The 19,510-nt window shown below is 70.0% G+C and carries 17 protein-coding genes; 11 read left to right on the forward strand and 6 right to left on the reverse strand.

Annotated elements, in window-relative coordinates; all coding sequences use genetic code 11:
• Nucleotides 1-34: 34 nt before the first annotated feature.
• From ACJ8AT_RS25845 to ACJ8AT_RS25855, 3 genes are read left to right on the forward strand one after another with little or no spacing between them, the layout of a single operon-like run.
• Nucleotides 35-1,003 carry a hypothetical protein gene (locus ACJ8AT_RS25845; RefSeq protein ID WP_407740524.1) on the forward strand — a complete coding sequence of 323 codons (969 nt, stop codon included), beginning with the start codon at nt 35-37 and terminating at the stop codon, nt 1,001-1,003.
• Nucleotides 1,004-1,049: 46 nt separating this feature from the next.
• A complete protein-coding gene (xerD, locus tag ACJ8AT_RS25850) occupies nt 1,050-1,982 on the forward strand; it encodes a site-specific tyrosine recombinase XerD (RefSeq protein ID WP_407740525.1) in 933 nt (310 codons plus the stop codon).
• 46 nt (nt 1,983-2,028) lie between these two features.
• Nucleotides 2,029-2,850 carry a metallophosphoesterase gene (locus tag ACJ8AT_RS25855; protein WP_407740526.1) on the forward strand — a complete coding sequence of 274 codons (822 nt, stop codon included), beginning with the start codon at nt 2,029-2,031 and terminating at the stop codon, nt 2,848-2,850.
• 17 nt (nt 2,851-2,867) lie between these two features.
• On the opposite strand, the gene ACJ8AT_RS25860 is transcribed toward ACJ8AT_RS25855, so the two are convergent.
• A complete protein-coding gene (locus ACJ8AT_RS25860) occupies nt 2,868-4,034 on the reverse strand; it encodes a DUF4388 domain-containing protein (RefSeq protein WP_407740527.1) in 1,167 nt (388 codons plus the stop codon).
• Nucleotides 4,035-4,391: 357 nt separating this feature from the next.
• On the opposite strand from ACJ8AT_RS25860, the gene ACJ8AT_RS25865 reads away from it, so the two are divergent.
• The 5 genes from ACJ8AT_RS25865 (at nt 4,392) to ACJ8AT_RS25885 (ending at nt 12,623) form a co-directional block, all read left to right on the forward strand.
• Nucleotides 4,392-5,249, forward strand: a complete 858-nt coding sequence (locus ACJ8AT_RS25865; RefSeq protein WP_407740541.1) for a segregation and condensation protein A — start codon at nt 4,392-4,394, stop codon at nt 5,247-5,249.
• A complete protein-coding gene (scpB, locus tag ACJ8AT_RS25870) occupies nt 5,236-6,222 on the forward strand; it encodes an SMC-Scp complex subunit ScpB (RefSeq protein ID WP_407740528.1) in 987 nt (328 codons plus the stop codon). The genes ACJ8AT_RS25865 and scpB overlap by 14 nt, the downstream gene beginning before the upstream one ends.
• Nucleotides 6,223-6,243: 21 nt before the next feature.
• On the forward strand, nt 6,244-8,178 hold the full coding sequence (locus ACJ8AT_RS25875; RefSeq protein WP_407740529.1) for a pseudouridine synthase: 1,935 nt from the start codon (nt 6,244-6,246) through the stop codon (nt 8,176-8,178).
• Between the two features lie 97 nt (nt 8,179-8,275).
• Complete coding sequence (locus ACJ8AT_RS25880) at nt 8,276-10,405, forward strand: HEAT repeat domain-containing protein (RefSeq protein WP_407740530.1); 2,130 nt, start codon at nt 8,276-8,278, stop codon at nt 10,403-10,405.
• A 1-nt stretch (nt 10,406) separates the two neighbouring features.
• Nucleotides 10,407-12,623, forward strand: a complete 2,217-nt coding sequence (locus ACJ8AT_RS25885; RefSeq protein ID WP_407740531.1) for a cyclic nucleotide-binding domain-containing protein — start codon at nt 10,407-10,409, stop codon at nt 12,621-12,623.
• Nucleotides 12,624-12,645: 22 nt separating this feature from the next.
• On the opposite strand, the gene ACJ8AT_RS25890 is transcribed toward ACJ8AT_RS25885, so the two are convergent.
• Nucleotides 12,646-13,347 (reverse strand): hypothetical protein, encoded by a 702-nt coding sequence (locus ACJ8AT_RS25890; RefSeq protein WP_407740532.1) that lies wholly within the window; start codon nt 13,345-13,347, stop codon nt 12,646-12,648.
• Nucleotides 13,348-13,463: 116 nt separating this feature from the next.
• Between ACJ8AT_RS25890 and ACJ8AT_RS25895 the strand changes: the two genes are divergently transcribed.
• Nucleotides 13,464-14,312 (forward strand): hypothetical protein, encoded by an 849-nt coding sequence (locus tag ACJ8AT_RS25895; protein WP_407740533.1) that lies wholly within the window; start codon nt 13,464-13,466, stop codon nt 14,310-14,312.
• Between the two features lie 40 nt (nt 14,313-14,352).
• Here the strand turns inward: ACJ8AT_RS25895 and ACJ8AT_RS25900 are convergent, their stop codons facing one another.
• The 3 genes from ACJ8AT_RS25900 to ACJ8AT_RS25910 form a co-directional block, all read right to left on the reverse strand.
• The gene (locus tag ACJ8AT_RS25900; RefSeq protein WP_407740534.1) at nt 14,353-14,556 is read right to left on the reverse strand and encodes a hypothetical protein; all 204 of its coding nucleotides are present in this window, start codon (nt 14,554-14,556) and stop codon (nt 14,353-14,355) included.
• A gap of 165 nt (nt 14,557-14,721) precedes the next feature.
• A complete protein-coding gene (locus tag ACJ8AT_RS25905) occupies nt 14,722-14,973 on the reverse strand; it encodes a peroxidase (RefSeq protein WP_407740535.1) in 252 nt (83 codons plus the stop codon).
• An 87-nt stretch (nt 14,974-15,060) separates the two neighbouring features.
• Entirely contained in the window at nt 15,061-16,308 is a 1,248-nt protein-coding gene (locus ACJ8AT_RS25910) for an SLC13 family permease (protein ID WP_407740536.1), read from the reverse strand.
• Between the two features lie 69 nt (nt 16,309-16,377).
• Here ACJ8AT_RS25910 and rtcA point away from each other — a divergent pair, with 69 nt between their 5' ends.
• Complete coding sequence (gene rtcA / locus ACJ8AT_RS25915) at nt 16,378-17,454, forward strand: RNA 3'-terminal phosphate cyclase (RefSeq protein WP_407740537.1); 1,077 nt, start codon at nt 16,378-16,380, stop codon at nt 17,452-17,454.
• Between the two features lie 11 nt (nt 17,455-17,465).
• Here rtcA and ACJ8AT_RS25920 read toward each other — a convergent pair whose 3' ends face one another.
• Nucleotides 17,466-17,804: a hypothetical protein gene (locus ACJ8AT_RS25920; RefSeq protein WP_407740538.1), complete on the reverse strand. Its 339-nt coding sequence runs from the start codon at nt 17,802-17,804 to the stop codon at nt 17,466-17,468.
• A gap of 192 nt (nt 17,805-17,996) precedes the next feature.
• Between ACJ8AT_RS25920 and sppA the strand changes: the two genes are divergently transcribed.
• The coding region (sppA, locus tag ACJ8AT_RS25925) for a signal peptide peptidase SppA (RefSeq protein ID WP_407740542.1) at nt 17,997-19,510 on the forward strand (1,514 nt) is incomplete at its 3' end.

Below are 19,510 nucleotides of genomic sequence, written 5' to 3' on the forward strand. Positions count from 1 at the left end.
GGGGGGCGCGGTGGATCCTCAGGGGAAGCACATAGTGGATCCCGACGCTCCGGGGAGGATTCCCGGGCTGCTCTCCTTGCTATGGATGCTGCTGTGGCGGCCGGTGGATCTGCACTACCGGCTGCACGGCGCGGGCATTCAGGCTCCCGGCGGGCGCGTGGGGCAGCTGTGGCGCGAGCAGTCCCACGGCAGCCGCGCGGCGGGCCTCTACGTGCGGCGGATGCTGGTGCTGCTGTTGGTCATCTCCCCGCTAGCCACGTTCTCGGTGGGGGTGGGGGTGCAGCGGCTCGGAGTGCCCCTGGAGCCGATGTGGTGGGTGAGCGCGGCGCTGTGCTCGTTCATGGGGCTGTTCCTGGCGCTCACCACGGGGCTGGCGGCCGGCACGCTCATGGGGCTGGTGTCGAGCCTGGCCATGGTGGTGGGCCTGCACGCGGTGGCGGGGGGCGCCTTCGGGGCCCCCATGGGAGGCCTCGCCGGAGCGATCATGGGCGGGTGCCTGGGGCTGGTGGGTGGCATGTGCGCGGGGAGCATCGGGGCGATCGGCCGAGGGCAGGGCCTGTCCATCAACCGGGTGCAGATCGGCGCCATCGTGCTGAGCCTGGTGCCGATGACCCTGTGGGGGTTGGCCGGGGCGTGGCATTTCGGAGGCGCCGTGGCGGCCAGCGCGCTGGTGGCCTACCTGGTGGCCGCCTTCCGGCTGCCGATCTTCATGGTGGAGTCCCTCGTCCAGGCGGCGGTCTTCGCCATGGAGCGGTGGGTGGGGCTGCCCACGCTGCGGTGGTCTCCCGTCGTTCACCACAACCTGAGCTACCTGCAATACCCCTTCCTGCGGGCGCACATGGCGCTGGCGGCGCGCTCGCGTCCCCAGGAGGTGCTGGAGGTGGCCAACGCCTGCCTGAAGTCCCCGGGCAACGCGCTGCTCGGGTGGCCGTGGGTGCTGGCGGCGATGGTGCAGGCGGAGGAGGCCGCCCTGGCGCAGAAGGACATTGGCAAGGGGTCTTGAGGCGCCGCCAGGTTGCCAGGGCGCGAGGCTCCGCTACCCTGGAGGCATGGAAGGGCTGCTCGACGCATTCATTGCCTTCATCCGCGCGGAGCGGGGGCTGTCCGGTAAGACGGTGGACGCGTATGCCGCCGATCTCACCGTGTACTTCAAGGACTTGCGCGCTCGCGGCATCGAGAATGTCGAGCGGGTGAAGCAGGAGGACGTGGCCGAGCACCTGCGGCGGTTGGGGCAGCGAGGCCTGTCCCGGCGCAGCCAGGCGCGGCACCTGGCGGCGGTGCGCGGCTTCCACCGGTTCCTGATCGCCGAGAAGCTGGCGGAGAAGGATCCCACCGAGGACCTGGACACGCCGCGCTCGGCGCGCAAGCTGCCGAGCTTCCTCACGCTGGAGGAGGTGGAGCAGCTGCTGGCCGCGCCGGACGAGCGCCACCCCGCGGGCATGCGGGACAAGGCCATGCTGGAGGTGCTGTACGCCACGGGCCTGCGCGTGAGCGAGCTGTGCTCGCTGGGCCTCAACGATCTGCAGCTGGGCGCGGGCTACCTGGTGGCCAAGGGCAAGGGCTCCAAGGAGCGCGTCGTTCCAGTAGGGCGCATGGCGGTGGAGAAGGTGCAGGCGTACCTGGCCGGGCCGAGGCAGCACCTGCTGGGCAAGCGCGAGTCCCGCGCCCTCTTCGTGACTCCTCGGGGCGGCCCGTTCACGCGCATGGGCTTCTGGAAGCTGCTCAGGCGCTACGCCCTCAAGGCGGGCATCCGCAAGCCGATCTCCCCGCACAAGCTGCGCCACTCCTTTGCCACGCACCTGGTGGAGCGCGGGGCGGATCTGCGCGCCGTCCAGCAGATGCTCGGCCACGCGGACCTGGCCACCACGCAGATCTACACCCATGTGAACGGAGAGCGGTTGCGGGCCGTGTACGATCAGCACCACCCCCGCAGCGACTCCGCCGGGGCTCCCCGCCCGAAGCGGCGGAAAACCGGATCGTGAGGGCAGGAGGTTTGAGGAAGGCCTGTCTCCATCTACGCTGGTGGGCGTGACTTCCCGTCTCCTGCGCCTGCCGGCCTCTGGCCGGCTTCTGGTCGCCACCGACATCCAGGGCAACCTGCGGGACTTCCAGCGCATGCTGACCCTCTTCGAGGCGTCTCCCGAGGACACGGTCCTGGTCTTCACCGGCGACATGGTGCACGGACCCGATGAGGAGACGGAGCGCAACTGGCCGCACTACCTCGGCACGCCCTACCGCGATGAGTCCCCGGAGGTGGTGCGAGCGTTCCTCGAGGCTCGCGAGCGCTTCCCCGGGCGGGTGCACTGCCTGCTTGGCAACCACGAGCACGCGCACGTGGGCGGCCCTCGCACCGCCAAGTTCCACGAGGACGAGGCCCAGGTCCTCGAGGAGCGCATGGGGCTCGGGCCGTCAGCGGCGATGCGGACCCTCTTCGCCCAGTTTCCGTTGGTGGCGGTGGCTCCCAACGGAGTCGCCCTGCTGCACGCCGCGCCCTCCGCGCGCCTCACCGGCCCCGAAGAGTTGGAGAAGGTGGAGCTGGAGGGCTACGCCCATATGGGCATCTTCGAGTTCCTTCATGTGCCGGTGATCGGTCCCACGCTGTGGAGCCGCATGGCGGAACCCGAGCAGGCTCGCGCCTTCCTCGCGGCGCTGGGGGCCCGTGTCGCCATCTACGGCCATGACGTGGTGCGCGAGGGCTACGAGCGGCTCGGGGACGAGCAGCTCTGCGTCTCCACCAGCTTCGCCCTCTTCGACAAGGACAAGGTGTACGTGGAGCTGGGGCTCGCTCGGAGCTACCCGGACGTGCACTCCCTGCGCGACGGCATCGAGCTGAAGAAGCTCTACGGCTGACGGCGCCGAGCCAAAGGTCAGGCGTCCACCCGGGGCAGGTAGCCGTACGGATCCGTCTTGCGATCCGGGTCGAAGTCTCCGAGCGACGGCATGATCCGGATCAGCCCCGTGGCCAGCAGCCGGTGCACCGAGCGAGCCGCCGCCGCCTCTCCCATGGCCGCTGTGCGCAGCGCCTGACGGATCGTCACGCTGCCGCGCAGCTTCGAGTACAGGTACAGATCATCCGACGTGAGCGAGGCCGGCAGCGGGCGGGGCAGGGGCTCGAAGACGAACCGTCCATCCATCGCGAACAGCTCGTCGCAGAGCGCCAGCGTGAGCTGGACCTCGATCTCCCGGTACAGCGCGTGGGCCTCCGGCACCGTGCCTCGCTCGAGCACCTGCTCCACCACCGCCAGCGCGTGCTCGTACTTGCCCGCGTCCATGAAGCTCCGCGCCGCCTCCAGCAGCTCCTGCACCTGGAGCGTCTCGCCCATCGTCGGCTTCCGGGCCCGCTGCGGCGCCAGCACCCCGCGCCGGTACAGGTGCAGCAGCCGCCGCGCCACGAAGACCCGCGACTCCTTGTCCGAGGCGAGCAGCTCCGCCAGCGTGGCCCCGCTCTCCGCCCGCCGCATCAGCGTGGACTCCTCCTCGGAGAACCGCCCCACCACGTGCTCGTGGAAGACGTGGAACGTGGTGTCCATGGCGGGGAAGATGTCTCGGAACAGCTTCCACTCGCGCCGCCGCGCCACCGCGTCCCGGTGCAGGCTGGTCAGCGGCATCTTCAGCTCCACCGCCTGCTCCAGCGACGGCAGCTGCAGGTTGAACTCCACCTCGCCCGTGTCCCAGTTGTAGCAGTCGAAGAAGGCCTCGCGCGCCTTGTACTCGAGCACCTCCAGCATCCGCGGCAGCTCCACGAACTGCTGGTGCACCAGGTACGCGCCATAGGGGATCTTCCCCAGCTCCGCCGCCTCGTAGGCCAGCGCCGCCCGCGGCGCATCCAGCAGGCCCAGGTCCACCAGCACCTGCGACAGGTGCTCGCCGGGCGCGTTGGAGGCCGCGCCCACCAGGAAGCCGTCCCGGAAGAAGAAGTAGCGCATCACCGGACCCCGCTCGACTCGCAGCGTGCCCACCGCCTTGCGCGACAACATGGCGGGGATCACCACGTCCATCGAGTAGTGGGAAAGGCTCCCCTTGAAGTGTTCCATTCATGTCCCCCTGCGTACGGGCGCCTGCTTGCTGACCCGGGAGGCTAATCAGGCCTTTCTCAAGCCACAAGAGGCCGAATTTACTCAGGTTTTTTACTGGCCTCTCCCAGGGTTCCGGGAATCCCAACGTGTCGGGGATCGGGGTTCGAAGGGCTTGCTGGGAATGCCCACTTCCAGCAAGGACTCGGAGTGCCGGGATCGCACGCTCTGGCGAGTGCGTTGCGGGGCCGAATTCTCGGCTCTGGAGCGGGATTTGCGGGCTCGCGCGGTGGGGCGCGGCGGACCCCGTGAATGTTTGACCCCCCGGGGGTGCGCTGCTAAGGGGAAAGGTCTTGTGAAGTGCCTGAAGGACGTCCGGTGACCGAGGCCCGCCGCACGCCGCCCGAGGAGGGCTCCAGCGATGCCGAGGTGCCCCGCTCTCCAGGGGACGCCTTCCGTATTGCTCTGCCCAATTTCGAGGGCCCGCTCGATCTGCTGCTGCACCTCATCCGCGAGCACCGGGTCGACATCTTCGACATCCCGCTGGCGCTGATCGTCGAGAAGTATCTGGAGCACCTGGCTCGGATGCGGGAGCTGAACCTGGACATCGCCGGCGAGTTCCTGGTGATGGCCTCCACGCTGGCCCACCTCAAGAGCCGCATGCTGCTGCCGCGCCAGGACGCCGCCGCTCCGGTGGAGGCCGGCGAGGCGGCGATCGAAGAGGCCGGAGACCCACGCGCGGAGCTGGTGCGCCGGCTGCTCGAGTATCAGAAGTACAAGGACTCGGCCGAGCAGCTGGCGAAGCAGGATCTGCTCGGGCGTGACGTGTTCACCCGCAACGTGCCGGCCGAGGCGGTGCCCATCCCCGAGGAGGAGGTGGGCCTGCAGGAGTTCTCCGTCCTCAAGCTGATTGAAGCGCTGGATCGGGTGCTGGAGCGGCTGACTCCCAAGCCGCAGCACGAGGTGGTGCGCGAGCGCCTGAGCCTCTCCGATGCCACCCTGCGCGTGGTCGAGCGCCTCAGGGCAAAGGAGCAGGTGACGTTCATCAGCCTGTTCCCGGAGGGCAGCACGCGCCAGGAGATTGTCATTACCTTCTTGGCAATCCTGGAGATGGTGAAGCGGCGGCTGATTCGCGTCTTCCAGGAGGAGCCGCTCAAGGACATCATCCTGATGCCCAACGGCGACGCGCTGGAGCGCCTGGTCCCCACGGAGGTGGACGATAGTGACTACCGGTAGGAACCCGACCGACGAGACGACCGAGGCCCCGGCTCCAGGTACGCCCGGCGGCCCGGGCCCCTTCTCCGAGGAGGAGATCGCCGCCGTCACGGGCCCCGGCGGCGAGAGCGAGCTGGACGAGCTGGAGGCCGCCGCCATCGAGGAGGACACCGGGCCGGACCTGGAGACCTCCTTCGAGAAGCTCATCACCAAGAGCAAGAAGCTCTCCGAGGACCGTATCCGCACCGTGCTCCAGAGCGTGCTCTTCGTGGCGGACAAGCCGCTCACGATCGATCAGCTCTACGAGTCCACGGGCATCGATCGGGAGCTGATCGCCAAGGCGCTCGATCAGATCTCGGGGATGCACCGGGATGGCATCAACGGGATCGTGCTCCACGAGGTGGCGGGCGCGTGGCAGTTCCGCACGGATCCGCACTCGGCGGAGTACGTGCGGCGCTACCTGCGCGTGAAGCCGCAGCGGCTCACCCGCGCCGCCGTGGAGACACTGGCCATCATCGCCTACCGCCAGCCTGTCACCCGGCCCGAGGTGGAGGAGATCCGCGGCGTGGACTGCGGCGCCGTCATCAAGGCGTTGATGGATCGCAAGCTGGTGAAGATCCTCGGCAAGAAGGAAGAGGTGGGGCGCCCCATCCTCTATGGCACCACGCGCGAGTTCCTCGAGTTCTTCGCGCTCAAGGATCTGTCCGCCCTGCCCACGCTGCGCGAGTTCCACGAGCTGACGCAGGAGCACCAGGAGATCGTCGAGAAGGAATCCTCGGTGGCCCCCAAGGTCGCGGGCACGGTGCAGACCCTGGCCGATCCCGAGTTCCAGAAGCGCCTGGACAAGAACGCGGCGGCCTCGGAGGCCGCGCTGGAAGAGTTGGAGGAGGCCATCTCGGCCGCCGACAAGAGTCAGAAGGCCGCCGCCGGCCTGTTGACGAACACGCCCCCGCAACCGCCCGAAGCTGGCGCCGCGGGACCCAAGCCCGAATGACGGGCACGAAGGCATGGATTCATGGCTGCAGAACGACTTCAGAAGTACCTGGCTCGCGCGGGAGTGGCTTCGCGCCGGCACGCTGAGGAGCTCATCACCGCCGGCCGGGTGAAGGTGAACAACGAGACGGTGACCGAGCTCGGCAGCCGCGTGGAGCCCGGCTCGGATCTGGTGAGCGTGGATGGGAAGCTCGTGTCCCCGCCGGAGACCTCTTCCTACTTCCTGCTCTACAAGCCGGCGGGCGTCGTGACGACGCTGTCGGATCCCCAGGGCCGCCCCACGGTGGCCAGCTACGTGGAGGAGGCTGGCAAGCGCCTGTTCCCCGTGGGCCGGCTGGACTACGACGCCGAGGGCGCGCTGCTCTTCACGGATGACGGAGCGCTGGCCCACAAGCTCACGCACCCCAGCTTCCAGGTGCCTCGCACGTACCTGGCCAAGGTGAAGGGCTCGCCGGATGCCGCCACGCTGGACAAGCTGCGCGGAGGCGTGCGGCTCGAGGACGGCATGGCCACGCCGCTGTCCGTGGACGTGTTCGAGCAGGCCGAGCGCAACACCTGGCTGAAGATCGTCGTCGCCGAGGGCCGGCCTCACCTGATCAAGCGCCTGTGCGCGGCGGTGGGGCACCCGGTGGTGCGCCTGTACCGGCCCGCGTACGCGGGTGTGGCCGTGGCCGGGCTGCGGCCGGGACAGTTGCGTCCGCTGACCAACTCGGAGCTGCGGCTGCTCCAGGATGTGGCCGAGGCCCGGACGGCTCCGCCCGAGGGAGACATTGGCCTGCCGCCTCGGCGGCATGGGCGCTCGGCGCCGGGCTTCGCGGAGGCGGACGATGGTGGTGATGACTTCGAGCCGAAGATCGAGCGGCAGCGCCCCGAGCCCGTGGTGGTGAAGCTGCCTCGTGGGGCCGAGGGGACTGAGCGGAAGCGCTCGGCGGCTGCGGAGCGGCCCGCGCGTGCGGGGGCAGGGCGAGGCCGGACGGAGGGCGGCACCGGGCTGGCGCGTTTCAGCCGTTCCCGGGGTGGCGCTCGCGACGAGGGAGGCGAGCGTCCGCAGCGCAAGGAGTGGAAGCCTCGGGGCGAAGACGGTGAGCGTCCCCAGCGCCGGGAGTGGAAGCCTCGAGGTGGCGAGGAGGGCGGTCGTCCCGAGCGCCGGGAGTGGAAGCCCCGCGGTGAAGGAGCCGGTCGTCCCGAGCGTCGCGAGTGGAAGCCTCGGGGCGAAGGAGCCGGTCGTCCCGAGCGCCGGGAGTGGAAGCCTCGGGGCGAGGGAGCCGGTCGTCCCGAGCGCCGCGAGTGGAAGCCCCGGGGTGGTGAAGAGGGTGCTCGTCCCGAGCGTCGGGAGTGGAAGCCTCGGGGTGAGGGAGCCGGTCGTCCCGAGCGCCGCGAGTGGAAGCCTCGGAGTGAGGGGGCTGGACGTCCTGAGCGTCGCGAGTGGAAGCCTCGGGGCGAGGGAGCCGGTCGTCCCGAGCGTCGGGAGCCCCGCGGCGAGGGCGCTGGCCGTCCCGAGCGCCGCGAGTGGAAGCCTCGGAGTGAGGGGGATCGTCCGGCTCGCAAGGAGTGGAAGCCTCGAGGAGAGACGGCTGGGCGCTCGGCTCGCAAGGAGTGGGCACCTCGCGGCGAGGGTGCTGGCCGCCCGGAGCGCCGTGAGTGGAAGCCTCGGGGTGAGGCAGGAGATCGCCCAGCCCGGAAGGAGTGGAGCCCCCGTGGTGAGGGCCCCGGCGCGGGTCCCCGTGGACGCGGCGCTGGCGCCTTCGGCCGTCCGCCTCGCGCGGGCGGTGCTGCCGCAGGTGCACGGCCCGAGCGCCGCAGCGCTCGCCCAGAGGGTGGAGGAGCCGAGGGCGGCTTCGTCGACTGGCGCAAGACCAAGAAGCGCGGCCCTGGCGCGGATTGGGATTCGCACCGCCCCGGTCCGGGCGGAGGTCGAGGCCCTCGCAAGCCTGGCGGTCCTCGCGGTCCCCGGTGACGCAGTGCGCGGTGGACCCCCTCCACCGCCGCTGAGTTCTTTCCAACGGGGCTGATATAAGCAATCGCCTATTCAACGTTTTCCTTCTCGGAGTGCGATGAGAACCGGCGTGCGCCCCCTTGTCGTCGTCCTGTCCCTGCTGGTGTTCGCGGGGTGTCAGGGCAATCGCGATCAGCTGCTCGCGGACCTCCAGAGCCCTCGCCCAGAGGTCCGGGCCCAGGCCGTGAAGGCGCTGGCCAAGCAGGGCAACCCCGAGGATCTGATCCTCTTCTCCCGGGCCGCCAAGGACATGGCCTCCATCGTCCGAGGCGAGGCCGCCGCCGCGCTCGGCGAGAGCCAGGACGCGCGGGTGGTGGATCTGCTGGGCGAGCTGCTCGAGGACCAGGATGAGGATGTCCAGGGCCGCGCCGCCATGGCGCTCGCCAAGGTCAAGAACAACAAGGCCAAGGCGTACCTCACGCTCCAGTACGGCCGCCGGGCGCGGAAGACGCGCCAGGTCATCGTCCAGGCGCTCAAGTCCGCCAACGTGCCCGGCGCCATGGCCGAGGTCGTCGCCGCCGAGTCCAAGGCCATCTGGGATCGCAACCTGCTCGCGCTCAACGAGGGCACGCTCCCCGAGCGCGTGGGCGCCGCCGAGGAGCTCGGCAAGAGCGGGCGCACGGAGGCCGTCAACCGGCTGATGCCGCTGGTGCGCGACAGCCAGGTCGTCATGGCCGCCGCCGCCGTGCGCGGCCTGGGCGATGCGGGGGATAAGCGCGCGGTGCCCGCCATTGCCCTGCTGCTCGATGAGAGCTTCCCCGAGCTGCGCGAGGCCTCCATCAACGCGCTGCGCAAGCTGCAGGATCCGACCGCGGTGCCGAAGCTCCAGGCCGTGGCGCTGGAGAAGAGCGTGGTGAGCTCGCTCGCCACGGACGCGCTCGCTGCCTTCCCTCCCTCGCCGGAGACGAATGCGGCCCTGTGCGCCATCGCGCTGGACGGCGCTCGCAGAGAGGCGATCACCGCCGCCCAGGACATGCGCAAGCGCGGTGGGTGCCCGGTGGACCCCATCGTCGAGCGGCTCTCCCGCTCCGGCGGTGCCGAGGGTGGCCTGCAGGCGATCATCGGTCTCGGGCCCACGGTCCAGGCCGCGCTGCCCAAGGTGCTGCCGCTGCTCACGTCGTCGGACACCGCGCAGCGCATGCTCGCGGTCGAGGCGGTCGCGGCCATCGGAGATGCCTCCGCCGCTCCGGCGCTCCAGAAGGCCTATGAGCAGGAGCTCAAGTCCGTCGAGGGCTCGCGCCAGGACTGGGTCACCACGGCGCTGCCCCAGGTCTACGGCCCCGGGTTCGATCCATCGGCTCCGGTGGAGGCCTCGGGTGACGAGCACGGCCACAAGGACGATGGCAAAGCCTCCAAGCAGACCCAGCTCCTCGATCGCGTCCGGGCCCTCAACGCCCAGCGCGCTCGCGAGGCGGGCCGGGTGGTGGTCCAGCCGCGCGTGCCCTCGGAGCTCTATGACGACGTGGAGGCGCTGAGCCTCGAGCCGCTCGCCGCCGTGCTGCGCGCGCTGGGGGCGGTGAAGGCTCCGGGCGCCTTGGAGCTGCTCAAGCGCTACGCCGGAGACTCCAGCGTGACGCTGCGCACCGCGGCCCTGGTGGGGCTGGCTCGGCTGGGGCCGGAGGGCGTCGAGGTCGCCAAGGGTGGCATGTTCGAGGCCGAGCGCGATCTCCAGAAGGCGCTGGCCCAGGCGCTGGCGGAGCAGGGCGAGGCTGGCCAGAACGCGCTCGTGTCCCTGCTGCCGCAGTTCTCCAGCGAGAAGCTGGTGCTGCTGGACGCGCTGGATCAGTTCGGGGCGCCAGCCTCGGCCTCGCAGGCCCTGCAGACGGTGGTACGTGAAGGTGGGGCGGAGGCGGTGCTGGCGGCCAACATCCTCGGCCGGCTCAAGGCCAAGGACGCGGTGGACACGCTGATCAAGGTGCTGGATGAGCCCGCGAGCGTGGCTCGGCGCGAGGTGCTGCTGGCGCTCGGAGAGATTGGGGACACCAAGGCCGCCGAGGCCGTAGCGAGGGACCTGTACCACGATCTCCCGGAGGTCCGCGTCGCGGCGGCCACGGCGCTGCAAAAGATCGGCACCAGCGCCCAGTCGGAAGCTGTCGACGCGCTCAAAGGCGACTATTATCGGCGTGTCCGCGAGGCAGCGAACGCGGCGCTGGCCAAGAGCGGCACCGTCGCGGAGGGGGCTCACTGATATGGAGATGCGCAAGCTCAGGGAGAAGGCCACCGAGGCCTTTGCCAAGGGCCGCTTCTCCAAAGCAGCGGAGTTCTATGAGGAGTACTGCAAGGCGGAGCCCAAGGATCACCAGGCCCGCCTGCGCATGGGAGACGCGTGGTCCAAGGCCGGCCAGAAGGACCGTGCCATCTCGGCCTACCAGGTCGCCGCCACGGGCTTTGCTCGGGAGGGCTTCCTCCCGCGAGCCATCGCCGCCAGCAAGCTGATCCTCGAGCTGGATCCCGCCCATAAAGGCGTGCAGCAGATGCTCGCGGACCTGTACGCGCGCAAGGGGGCGGGAGGCGCTGGTGCGCCGCAGCCTCCGTCCAGGCCCGCGCGCCGCGTGGTGCTCCCGTCCTTCACCGAGAACATGGGCGTCTCGATGGGGCCCGCCGCGGCGCCGCTCGAGCTCCCCGAGGAGGATGAGCCCGCGCCCGTCCCGCCACCGGCGGAGATGGAGATCCCGATGCATGCGCCGCTGGAGATCCCGGCTCAGGCGCCGCCGCAAGCTCCAGTCCGTGCCTCGCAGGCAGCGTCGGCCGGTGAGATGCACGAGATCCCGATGCATGCGCCGCTGGAGATCCCGGTGCATGCGCCGCTGGAAGTTTCAGCCCAGGCCTCGAGGCAGCCACGCGCCCAGGCGCTGCAAGAGATCCCGGTACATGCACCGTTGGAGATCCCGGCTCAGTCCTTCCAGGAGACTCCAGCACCCGCCCCGGTGTCTCACGAGATCCCGCTCCACGCTCCGCTGGAGATCCCCGAGGCGCCTGCCGAGGAGGAGCTCGCCGTGGTCCAAGGGGTTCCAGTCCCTGTGCCGGCCGGTAGCGCGCCGCCGGGACTGGCTCCGCGTGCAACTCCTCCGCGTCCCTCGACGAGCATTCCCGCGGTGCAGGCGGAGGCTCCCCGCCCCGCTCCCGCCGCGAAGCCCGCGCCCGCCGCGCCCGCCCAGCGGAACCCGGCTGCTTCGCCAGAAGACACGGCGCTCGAGATGGATCTGGGGGCGGGGACGAAGAAGCTCTCGTGGGCCACCGTGAGCGAGCCTCTGTTCTCCGCCACGCCCGCTCCCGCCGGTTCCGCGCCGCCGGGGCTTCGGCCACGTCGAACGGGCGAGGCTGGAGGGCCGGACATGGCGGTGACGCCTGCGCCGGGCCGCTCGGCGGTGGTGCCTCCCAGTCAGGCCTCAGCGCCCGTGTCCGCGTTCACGGAGCTGGATCTGGAGGGAGACACGCTGCTCCACGCGGTGGAGGAGGCGGCGATCTCCGGGGTGAAGCAGCGCGCCGCCAGCGCGGCCAACACCGCTCGCCAGGAGGAAGCAGAGGCGAGCATCCTCGAAGAGGATGTGATCATCACGGAGCTGGCCTCGCCGGGCTCGCTGCCGAACATCCCCCTCTTCTCGGATCTGCCTCAGGACGCCTTCATCGAGCTGTTCGAGCGCTGTCCGCTGCTCCGCTTCGCCGTGGGCCAGCGCGTCTTCGAGCAGGGCAGCCACGGCAACGCCTTCTACGTCATCTGCGAGGGCAGCGTGCGTGTCTCCCGGCAGGAGGGCGCACAGCGCAAGGAGCTGGCGACCCTGAACAGCGGCGCCTTCTTCGGTGAGATGGCCCTGCTGTCCGGCGCGCCCCGAATGGCCTCGGTGGAGAGCGCGACGGAGGACACGCAGCTCCTGGAGATCTCGGCTCCGGTGCTGGCGGAGCTGTCACGGCAGCACCCGCACGTGGCCCGGGCGCTCAAGAAGTTCTGCCGCGAGCGCATGCTCTCCAATGTGATGGGCACCTCGGCGCTCTTCGAGCCCTTCAACCGCAAGGATCGGCGCACGCTGGTGGAGAAGTTCCGCGCCCGCGAGGTGAACCGCCACGAGATCATCGTCCGCGAGGGCGAGAACACAGACGGGCTCTACATCGTCCTCTCCGGAGAGGTGGAGGCGCGCAAGGGCGACCAGGTCCTCTCGCGCCTGAAGGAAGGAGAGCTCTTCGGGGAGATCTCCCTGCTCTCCAAGACGCCAGCCACGGCCACGGTGATGGCCACCCGGCGCACCTCGCTGCTGCGGCTGCCGCGCGAGGACTTCGACGCGCTCATCCTCTCGCACCCGCAGATCCTGGTGCTCGTGTCGGAGCTGTCGGAGCAGCGCCTGCGCCGCACCGAGGCCCTCACGGGCGGCCCCGTCATCGAGCTGTCGGCGGAGGATCTGCTCGTCTAAGCGGTCAACCGCGCAGAGGCCTTCAGGACCGCGGGCCGCGCAGCTTGGAGAAGTACTCCTCGCGCGAGAGCACGCCGTGGGACTCCAGCACCTCGATGAGCGCGCTCAGCGAGCGGGCCTGGTTGGCCACCATCTCTTGCAGATCGTTCACCTGCTGGGAGAGCGCTTCCACGCGCTGCTGCAGCTCGGCCTCTCGAGGCGACGAGAGCCGGGGAGACGGCGGGGGCGTGAACTCGTACGTCGGCTCGCTGATTCCGAACTGATCCGGGCTCGCGGTGATGTTGCTGGCGCCGCCGTAGTAGTACTTGCGGGTGGCTCGCTCGATGGCGGACGGGCTGCTGACCACCACCTGGATCTTCTGATCCGTGTGGAAGGCCAGCTCCTGGAGCGCCTCCACGTTGGTGGGATCCGCGCTGGCCAGCGTGAGCGTCTTGTGCGCCACATCCACGGCCACCGGGAAGACCGAGTAGCGCTCGGCCAGATCCACCCGGAAGAGCTTGAACACGTGCTCGGGCGGCGTCACCGTGTCCAGATCCACCGCGGGGATGTGGAGCTGGCGCGAGAGCGCATGGACCATGGAGCTCTCGTCCACGAAGCCCATCTGCACCAGCGTGTGGCCGAGCTTGCCGCCCCACTTGCGCTGCTCGGCCAGCGCCGAGCGCAGCTGGGTCTCGGTGAGGAGGCCGGCGTCCATGAGGATCTCGCCGAGTCGCTTCTTGCGCATGGGAGGGGGCGGCGAGGGAGGGGTCACGTCCACAGGCTAGCAGCAGCGCCCAAGGGGACCGCAACTCCAGGCGACGAGAGTGGGCCGGGCGCCGCGCCTTGAGGTATGTGTGGGGAATGGCACGATGCGTGTTCCTGGCCCTGATGGCGTTTCTCTCGGCGTGTGGCACCACACGGCTGGCTGGCGCGGATCTGGACCGCGTGGTGCAGCCGGCCTTCATCTCCCGGATCGAAGAAGAAGCAGGCCCCAAGAGCCACGTCTTCCGGGATGATGGCACCTACGGCGAGAAGCTGAAGAAGCTCGAGCCGAAGGAGGCGGACCGCCGGCTGCAGGCGAAGCTGAGCAAGGCGGTGACGCGCTTCGAGATCTCCGAGCGCCTGCGCGTCAACACCATCAACCAGCTTCCCCGAGAGCAGCCCTGGACGAACATCGTGAATCCGGCGCGAGTGGCCTCGGCGCTGGAGAGCTTCCTGGTGGAGGAGGTGCCCGCGAACGCGCCGGACTATGATCTGTTGGTGCCGCTGGGCGCGGACACCGTGGTGGAGTTCGTGATCGAGGACTACGGCATGCGCAGCGAGAAGGGGCACGCGGGCGCCTACCTGAAGGGCTACGGGCGCATGTTCCGGCTGGCCGGCCGGAGCGAGCTGTGGCGCCGCCCGTTCGAGGCGGACCAGATCGAGCAGGGCGCCCCGCACCTGGATCCGTTCCGGGTGGGCAAGGAGCCGGAGCTGTTCCGGCAGGCCATCTCGTCCCTGCTCGACGGAGTGGCCGAGCAGTTCGCGCAGGATCTGACGCCCAAGGATCGCCGCGGGGGCCCGCCGCTGCCGGAGGGGGTGGAGCAGTCCGCGCCGGACAGCACGAACCGCACGGGCCGGGAGAATCAGCCCCCGCCGAAGCCGAAGCCCGAGCCCGAGCTACCCGCGGGCGAGCTGCCCGATCCCGATCCGGCGCCCCCCGCTCCGTAAGAGAGGCATGGCCCGAGTGAGGGCTGCGCCCCCGTTCCCGTCAGCCCGTCTGTCCCTTCCCATAGTAGGGATCGGCATAGCCGCTCTGGGCCAGCCGCGAGCCCGTGATTTCATAGACCTCGGCCGAGTGGTGTCCCACGCCCGTGGCGTCGATCCACCGGTTGAAGAAGTTGAAGAGGCCGCAGACGTTGATGGCGTCGTAGATGGCCTCGTCCGACCAGCCGACGGCCTTCAGCGCGTCCACGTCCTCCTGGCGGATCTTCGCGGGGCTGAGGTTGACCTTCTCGAGGTATGTGAACAGGGCCCGCTCCGCCTCGGAGATGGGCGCGGTGAGGTGGTTCTCCAGGACAGCTTCGACCTTCTTCTCGTCACCCAGCAGCTTCGCCGCGACCGCGGCGTGGGAGTGCAGTCAAAACAAGCACGCGTTGCCGCGGGAGGTGAAGGCGGCGATCAGCTCGCGCATCCCCGGAGGCAGGGGTGAGGGGCCGCGCATGACCTCATCGGCGAAGGCGGCCAGCGCGCTCGACACTCGTGGCTTGAACGCGAACAGGTGCCAGATGCGGGGGAAGGGCCGGCCCGCATCGCGGGCGCGCTGGATCATCGACGCGTAGTGGCCAACCCCTTTGTGCGCCTCGACGTCCTTCAGAAACATCGGATCCATGAGACCGCCTCCAGCCAGCGGAGTTCCTGGGCTCGCATCGTAGCTCAAGCCAACCGCCCCTTGAGACCCCCGTGGGAGCCCGCCCTGTCAGAACAGGGAGTGCTCGGCCAGTAGCACTGTGAGTCCCATCATGAAGCTCAAGAGCGTCACCGGCAGGCCGATGCGCAGGTAGGCCATGAAGGTCATCCGCACCTTGTCACGCGCGGCCTCGAAGACGATGAGGTTGGCCACGCTGCCAATCAAGGTGAGGTTGCCCGCCAGCGTGGAGCACAGCGCCAGCACGTGCCAGCCCAGCTCCGGGTTCTGCAGCGTGGGCACCCACGAGCGCGCCAGCATCACGAAGGGCACGTTGCTGAAGAGGTTCGAGGCCACCAGCGTCAGCCCCGCGAACCCCACCGTCTCGCGCCACGGCGGCCCGGCCATCAGCGGGGTGAAGAGCGCGCGGATCTCCGCCGCCCAGCCGTGCTTGTTCACCCCGTACACCACGACGAACAGGCTGGCGAAGAACAGCAGCAGCACGAAGTCCACCCGCTCCATGAGGGCGCGCGGCTCGCGGCGGGCCAGGGTCATCACCACCGCGGCGCCCGCCAGCGCGCTCCAGCTCATGGGCAAGCCGGCGAAGAAGGCCACCACCACCCCCAGCAGCACCGCCATCGTCAGCGCCAGCAGCGGCCGATCCACCGGCGGCGGAGCCGGGTGGGCCTCGAAGCGCTCCGAGCGCAGATCCTGCTTGAACAGGTACAGCAGCGCCCCGATGACGATGAGCGTGGACAGCAGTGCGGGCAGGGCCATGTACGCGGCGAAGCTGGCGTAGGACAGCTTCGAGGCGCCCTGGATCAGCATGTTCTGCGGGTTGCCCGTGAAGGTGGCCACCGAGCCGCTGTTGGAGCCCATGCACACCGCCAGCAGGTACGGCACGGGCGGCAGGCGCGCATCCTCCACCACCGCCAGCACCAGCGGCGTCAGCATCAGGCACACGGTGTCGTTGACGAGGAAGGCGGACAGCAGCGCGCTGATGCCCGCCACCGCCGCCAGCAGCAGCCGAGGCGTGTGCGCCAGCCGCACCGTGTACGCGCCCGCGGTCCGGAAGAACTCGGCCTGCGCCATGTACGCCGCCAGCAGCATCATCCCCAGCAGCAGGACGATCGTGTTCATGTCCACGGCGTGCCGCGAGGGATCGGCGCTGTGGTTGAACACCTCCTCGGGGGAGACGACGCCGAACACCACCATGAGCACGGCGCCGAGCAGCGCGCCTCCCGGCCGATCCAGCTTGAGGAAGGGGAGGCGCACCCCGGCGATGAAGACGTACGTCAGAAGGAAGATGGCGAGGGCCACGAAGCGCGGACAGTATCCCAGGTGCTTCTGCTACGCTGCACTCCTCACGCATCGCCGCACAGGAACATCATGACTGGCACCAGCCGGCCCGAAGAGGGGCCGGTGCAGCTCGATGGCAGCGAAGGCGAGGGGGGAGGGCAGATCCTCCGCTCGGCGCTCTCCCTGTCGCTCATCACCGGCCGCCCGTTCCACATCACCCGCCTGCGCGAGCGCCGGGATCCCTCGGGCCTGCGTCCCCAGCACCTGGCGTGTGTGCGCGGCGCCGAGGCTCTCGGCTCCAGCACCAGCGAGGGGGCCTCCGTGGGCGCCTCGGAGCTCTCCTTCACTCCCGGCCCCGTGCGCCCGGGAGACTATCTGCTGGAGGTGGGCACCGCTGGCAGCACTCCGCTGCTGCTCCAGTGCCTGTTCTTCCCCCTGGCCCTGGCCGGCGGTGGCCAGCTCACCCTGCGCGGGGGGACACACCTGCCGCACAGCCCCAGCTACCACTACCTCGTGAATGTCTGGCTGCCGGTGATGCATGCCTATGGCCTGCACGCCTCGCTGAGCCTGACTCACGCGGGCTTCTACCCGGAGGGTGGTGGCGAGTTCCACGCGGACATCTCCGCTCCGGCCGAGCCTCCGCTGCTGGTGGATCTGCCGGCGCGCGGCACGCTGCACGAGATCACCGTGAGCAGCTTCGTGGGTGGGCTGCCCTTCACCATCGCCGATCGCCAGTCCCGCGCCGCCGAGGCCGCCCTGCGCGAGCGGGGGATCTACTGCCACACGCAGAACCGGGCCGTGCCCGTGACGCGCTCGGCGGGGACAGTCACCTTCATTTTGGCGCAGTTCGAGAACACCTTCGCGGGCTTCACCGCGCTGGGCGAGCGGGGACGGCCGGCGGAGGAGGTGGGGCGCGAGGCCGCCGAGGAGGTGGCTCGCTTCATGGAGTCCGCTGGAGCCATCGACGAGCACCTGGGGGATCAGCTCCTGCTGCCCGCGGCGCTGCTGGCGTCCGGACGGCTGGGGCCGGCCACTCCCGGCACGACGCGCTTCACGGCGGCCCGGATCACGGATCACCTGACGACGCATGCCCGCGTCATCGAGCGCTTCCTGCCCGTGAAGGTGGCGGTGGAGCCGGGCGGCGCGGTGGAGGTCCGCCCGGCCTGAGCGGCGAGCGCCTAGCGCTCGTCCTCGGCGTTGCCCCCGGAGACACCGAAGGTGTTCGAGTCGGCGATCTCCTTCGTGGTGTTGCGGTAGGCGCGCAGCGCGAACGGCGTGGCCACCAGCAGCACCAGTCCACCCAGACCGATGGCCGCCCAGGGCACCGGCGTCTCCTTGATCTGGATGTCCTTGTTGTAGGCGTTCATGTTGCCGCCGAGCTGCTGCTTCTTGAGGGCCTCCTTCTCCTCGTCGGTCATCTCGGGAGGGGCCTCGAACTGCTGCACGGGGCGGCCGGCCACGGCGTAGCCACCGGCGAGCAGGGCGGACAGAAGGACGAATTGCGAGAGCTTACGCATGGGGCGGCATCCTACCACGGGTGGGGCGGTGGAGAGCCATCCTGCGTGTGGGCGGACGGCTCCGGGGCGCCGGGAGCGAGCAGGGGAGCGTTCCGGGCTCCATCTCCATGCGTACACCCCCGTGGAACAAGGCTTGCGTCCGCCCGGGCCGTCCATTAGGCGCGGGACGACTCCTTGCCTGGGCCCTTCCTGATGGTGCGCCTCGTCTTCGTCGCTCTTGCCAACCTGGTGCTGCTGGTGCGGGCCCTGCTCGGGCTGCCGTTCCGCCTGCTGGCCTCCCGGCACCGCCCCTCGTTCATCCGCTTCCGGCTCGCCGGGGAGCTGCCCTACCGCGAGCAGCGCCAGCGCCGGTTCCGGCTGGGAGGCTCGCGTCCGGAGCCCGGCACCGTCACCTCGCTGGAGGCCTTCCAGGAGGCGCTCGGGCTGCTGGCGAAGGACGAGCGGGTAAAGGGCATCCTCCTGGAGATCGAGGGGCTGGAGGTGGGCTCGGCGAAGAAGGACGCGCTGGGGAAGCTGCTCACGGAGTTCCGGGCGGCGGGCAAGCGGGTGGTGGGGTGGGCCGTGAGCGTGGACAGCGTGGGCTACCAGGTGCTGTGCGCCGCGGACGAGGTGCTGCTGGCTCCCGCCGGGCGGCTCGAGCTGGTGGGCTATGCCGCGGAGGCCACGGCGCTGGGCGAGGGGCTCTCGCGTGTGGGCATCCAGGCCCACTTCGTGCGCCGAGGCGACTACAAGACGGCGCCGGAGCTGTTCACCCACGCGCATGTCTCGGACATCCAGCGCCAGACGCTGGAGGCCTTCCTGGACGAGCGGTACACGGATCTCGTGGACACGGTGGCCCGGGGCCGCAAGAAGACGGCCGAGGAGGTCCGGGCGCTGATCGACGGGGGGCCCTACAGTGCCCAGCGCGCGGTGGCGGTGGGGCTGGTGGACGGGCTGTGCAGCGATGCGGACCTGCCCGCGCGGTTGGACGAGCGCAGGCGGAAGGAGAAAGAGAAGGACTCCGATGACGCCGAGGAGCCGATCGAGCCGATGGCGGCCTGGCTGTCCACCCGGCCATTCCCGCGAGTGAAGTGGAGGCAGGTGCGGCGGCGGCCGAAGCTGGGGATGGTGGTGGTGTCGGGGGCGATCATGCAGGGGAAGGGCTCTGGCAACCCGTTCGGGCCGAAGCTGGCGGGGGCGGAGGCGGTGGTGAAGGCGCTGCGCATGGCGGGCCGGGACAAGCGAGCCAAGGCGGTGGTGCTCTACATCAACAGTCCGGGAGGCTCGGCGCTGGCCTCGGAGCTGATCCTGGAGGCGGTGCAGCGCGTGGCGCGCAAGAAGCCGGTGATCGCCTACGTGGATCAGGTCTGCGCCAGCGGTGGGTACATGGCGGCGCTGGGGGCGAAGGAGATCTGGACGGCGCCGCACGCGATCGTTGGATCCATTGGAGTGTTCGCCGGGAAGTTCGAGGCCTCCGGGTTGATGGAGCGCCTGGGCGTGCGGCGGACGATCATCGCTCGCGGAGAGAACGCGGGGATCTTCTCGACGTCCCGAGGCTTCACCCCGCACGAGCGCGCCTCGCTGGAGGCGCAGGTGGAGGAGACGTACCAGGCCTTCCTGGCGCACGTGGCGAAGGCGCGCGGCCGGACCAAGGAGGAGATCCACGAGCGCGCCGAGGGCCGGGTGTACTCGGGCATGCGCGCGCTGAGCGCGGGGCTGGTGGATCG

Origin of the sequence: Hyalangium sp. (assembly GCF_045802625.1) — a bacterium.
GTDB lineage: Bacteria > Myxococcota > Myxococcia > Myxococcales > Myxococcaceae > Hyalangium.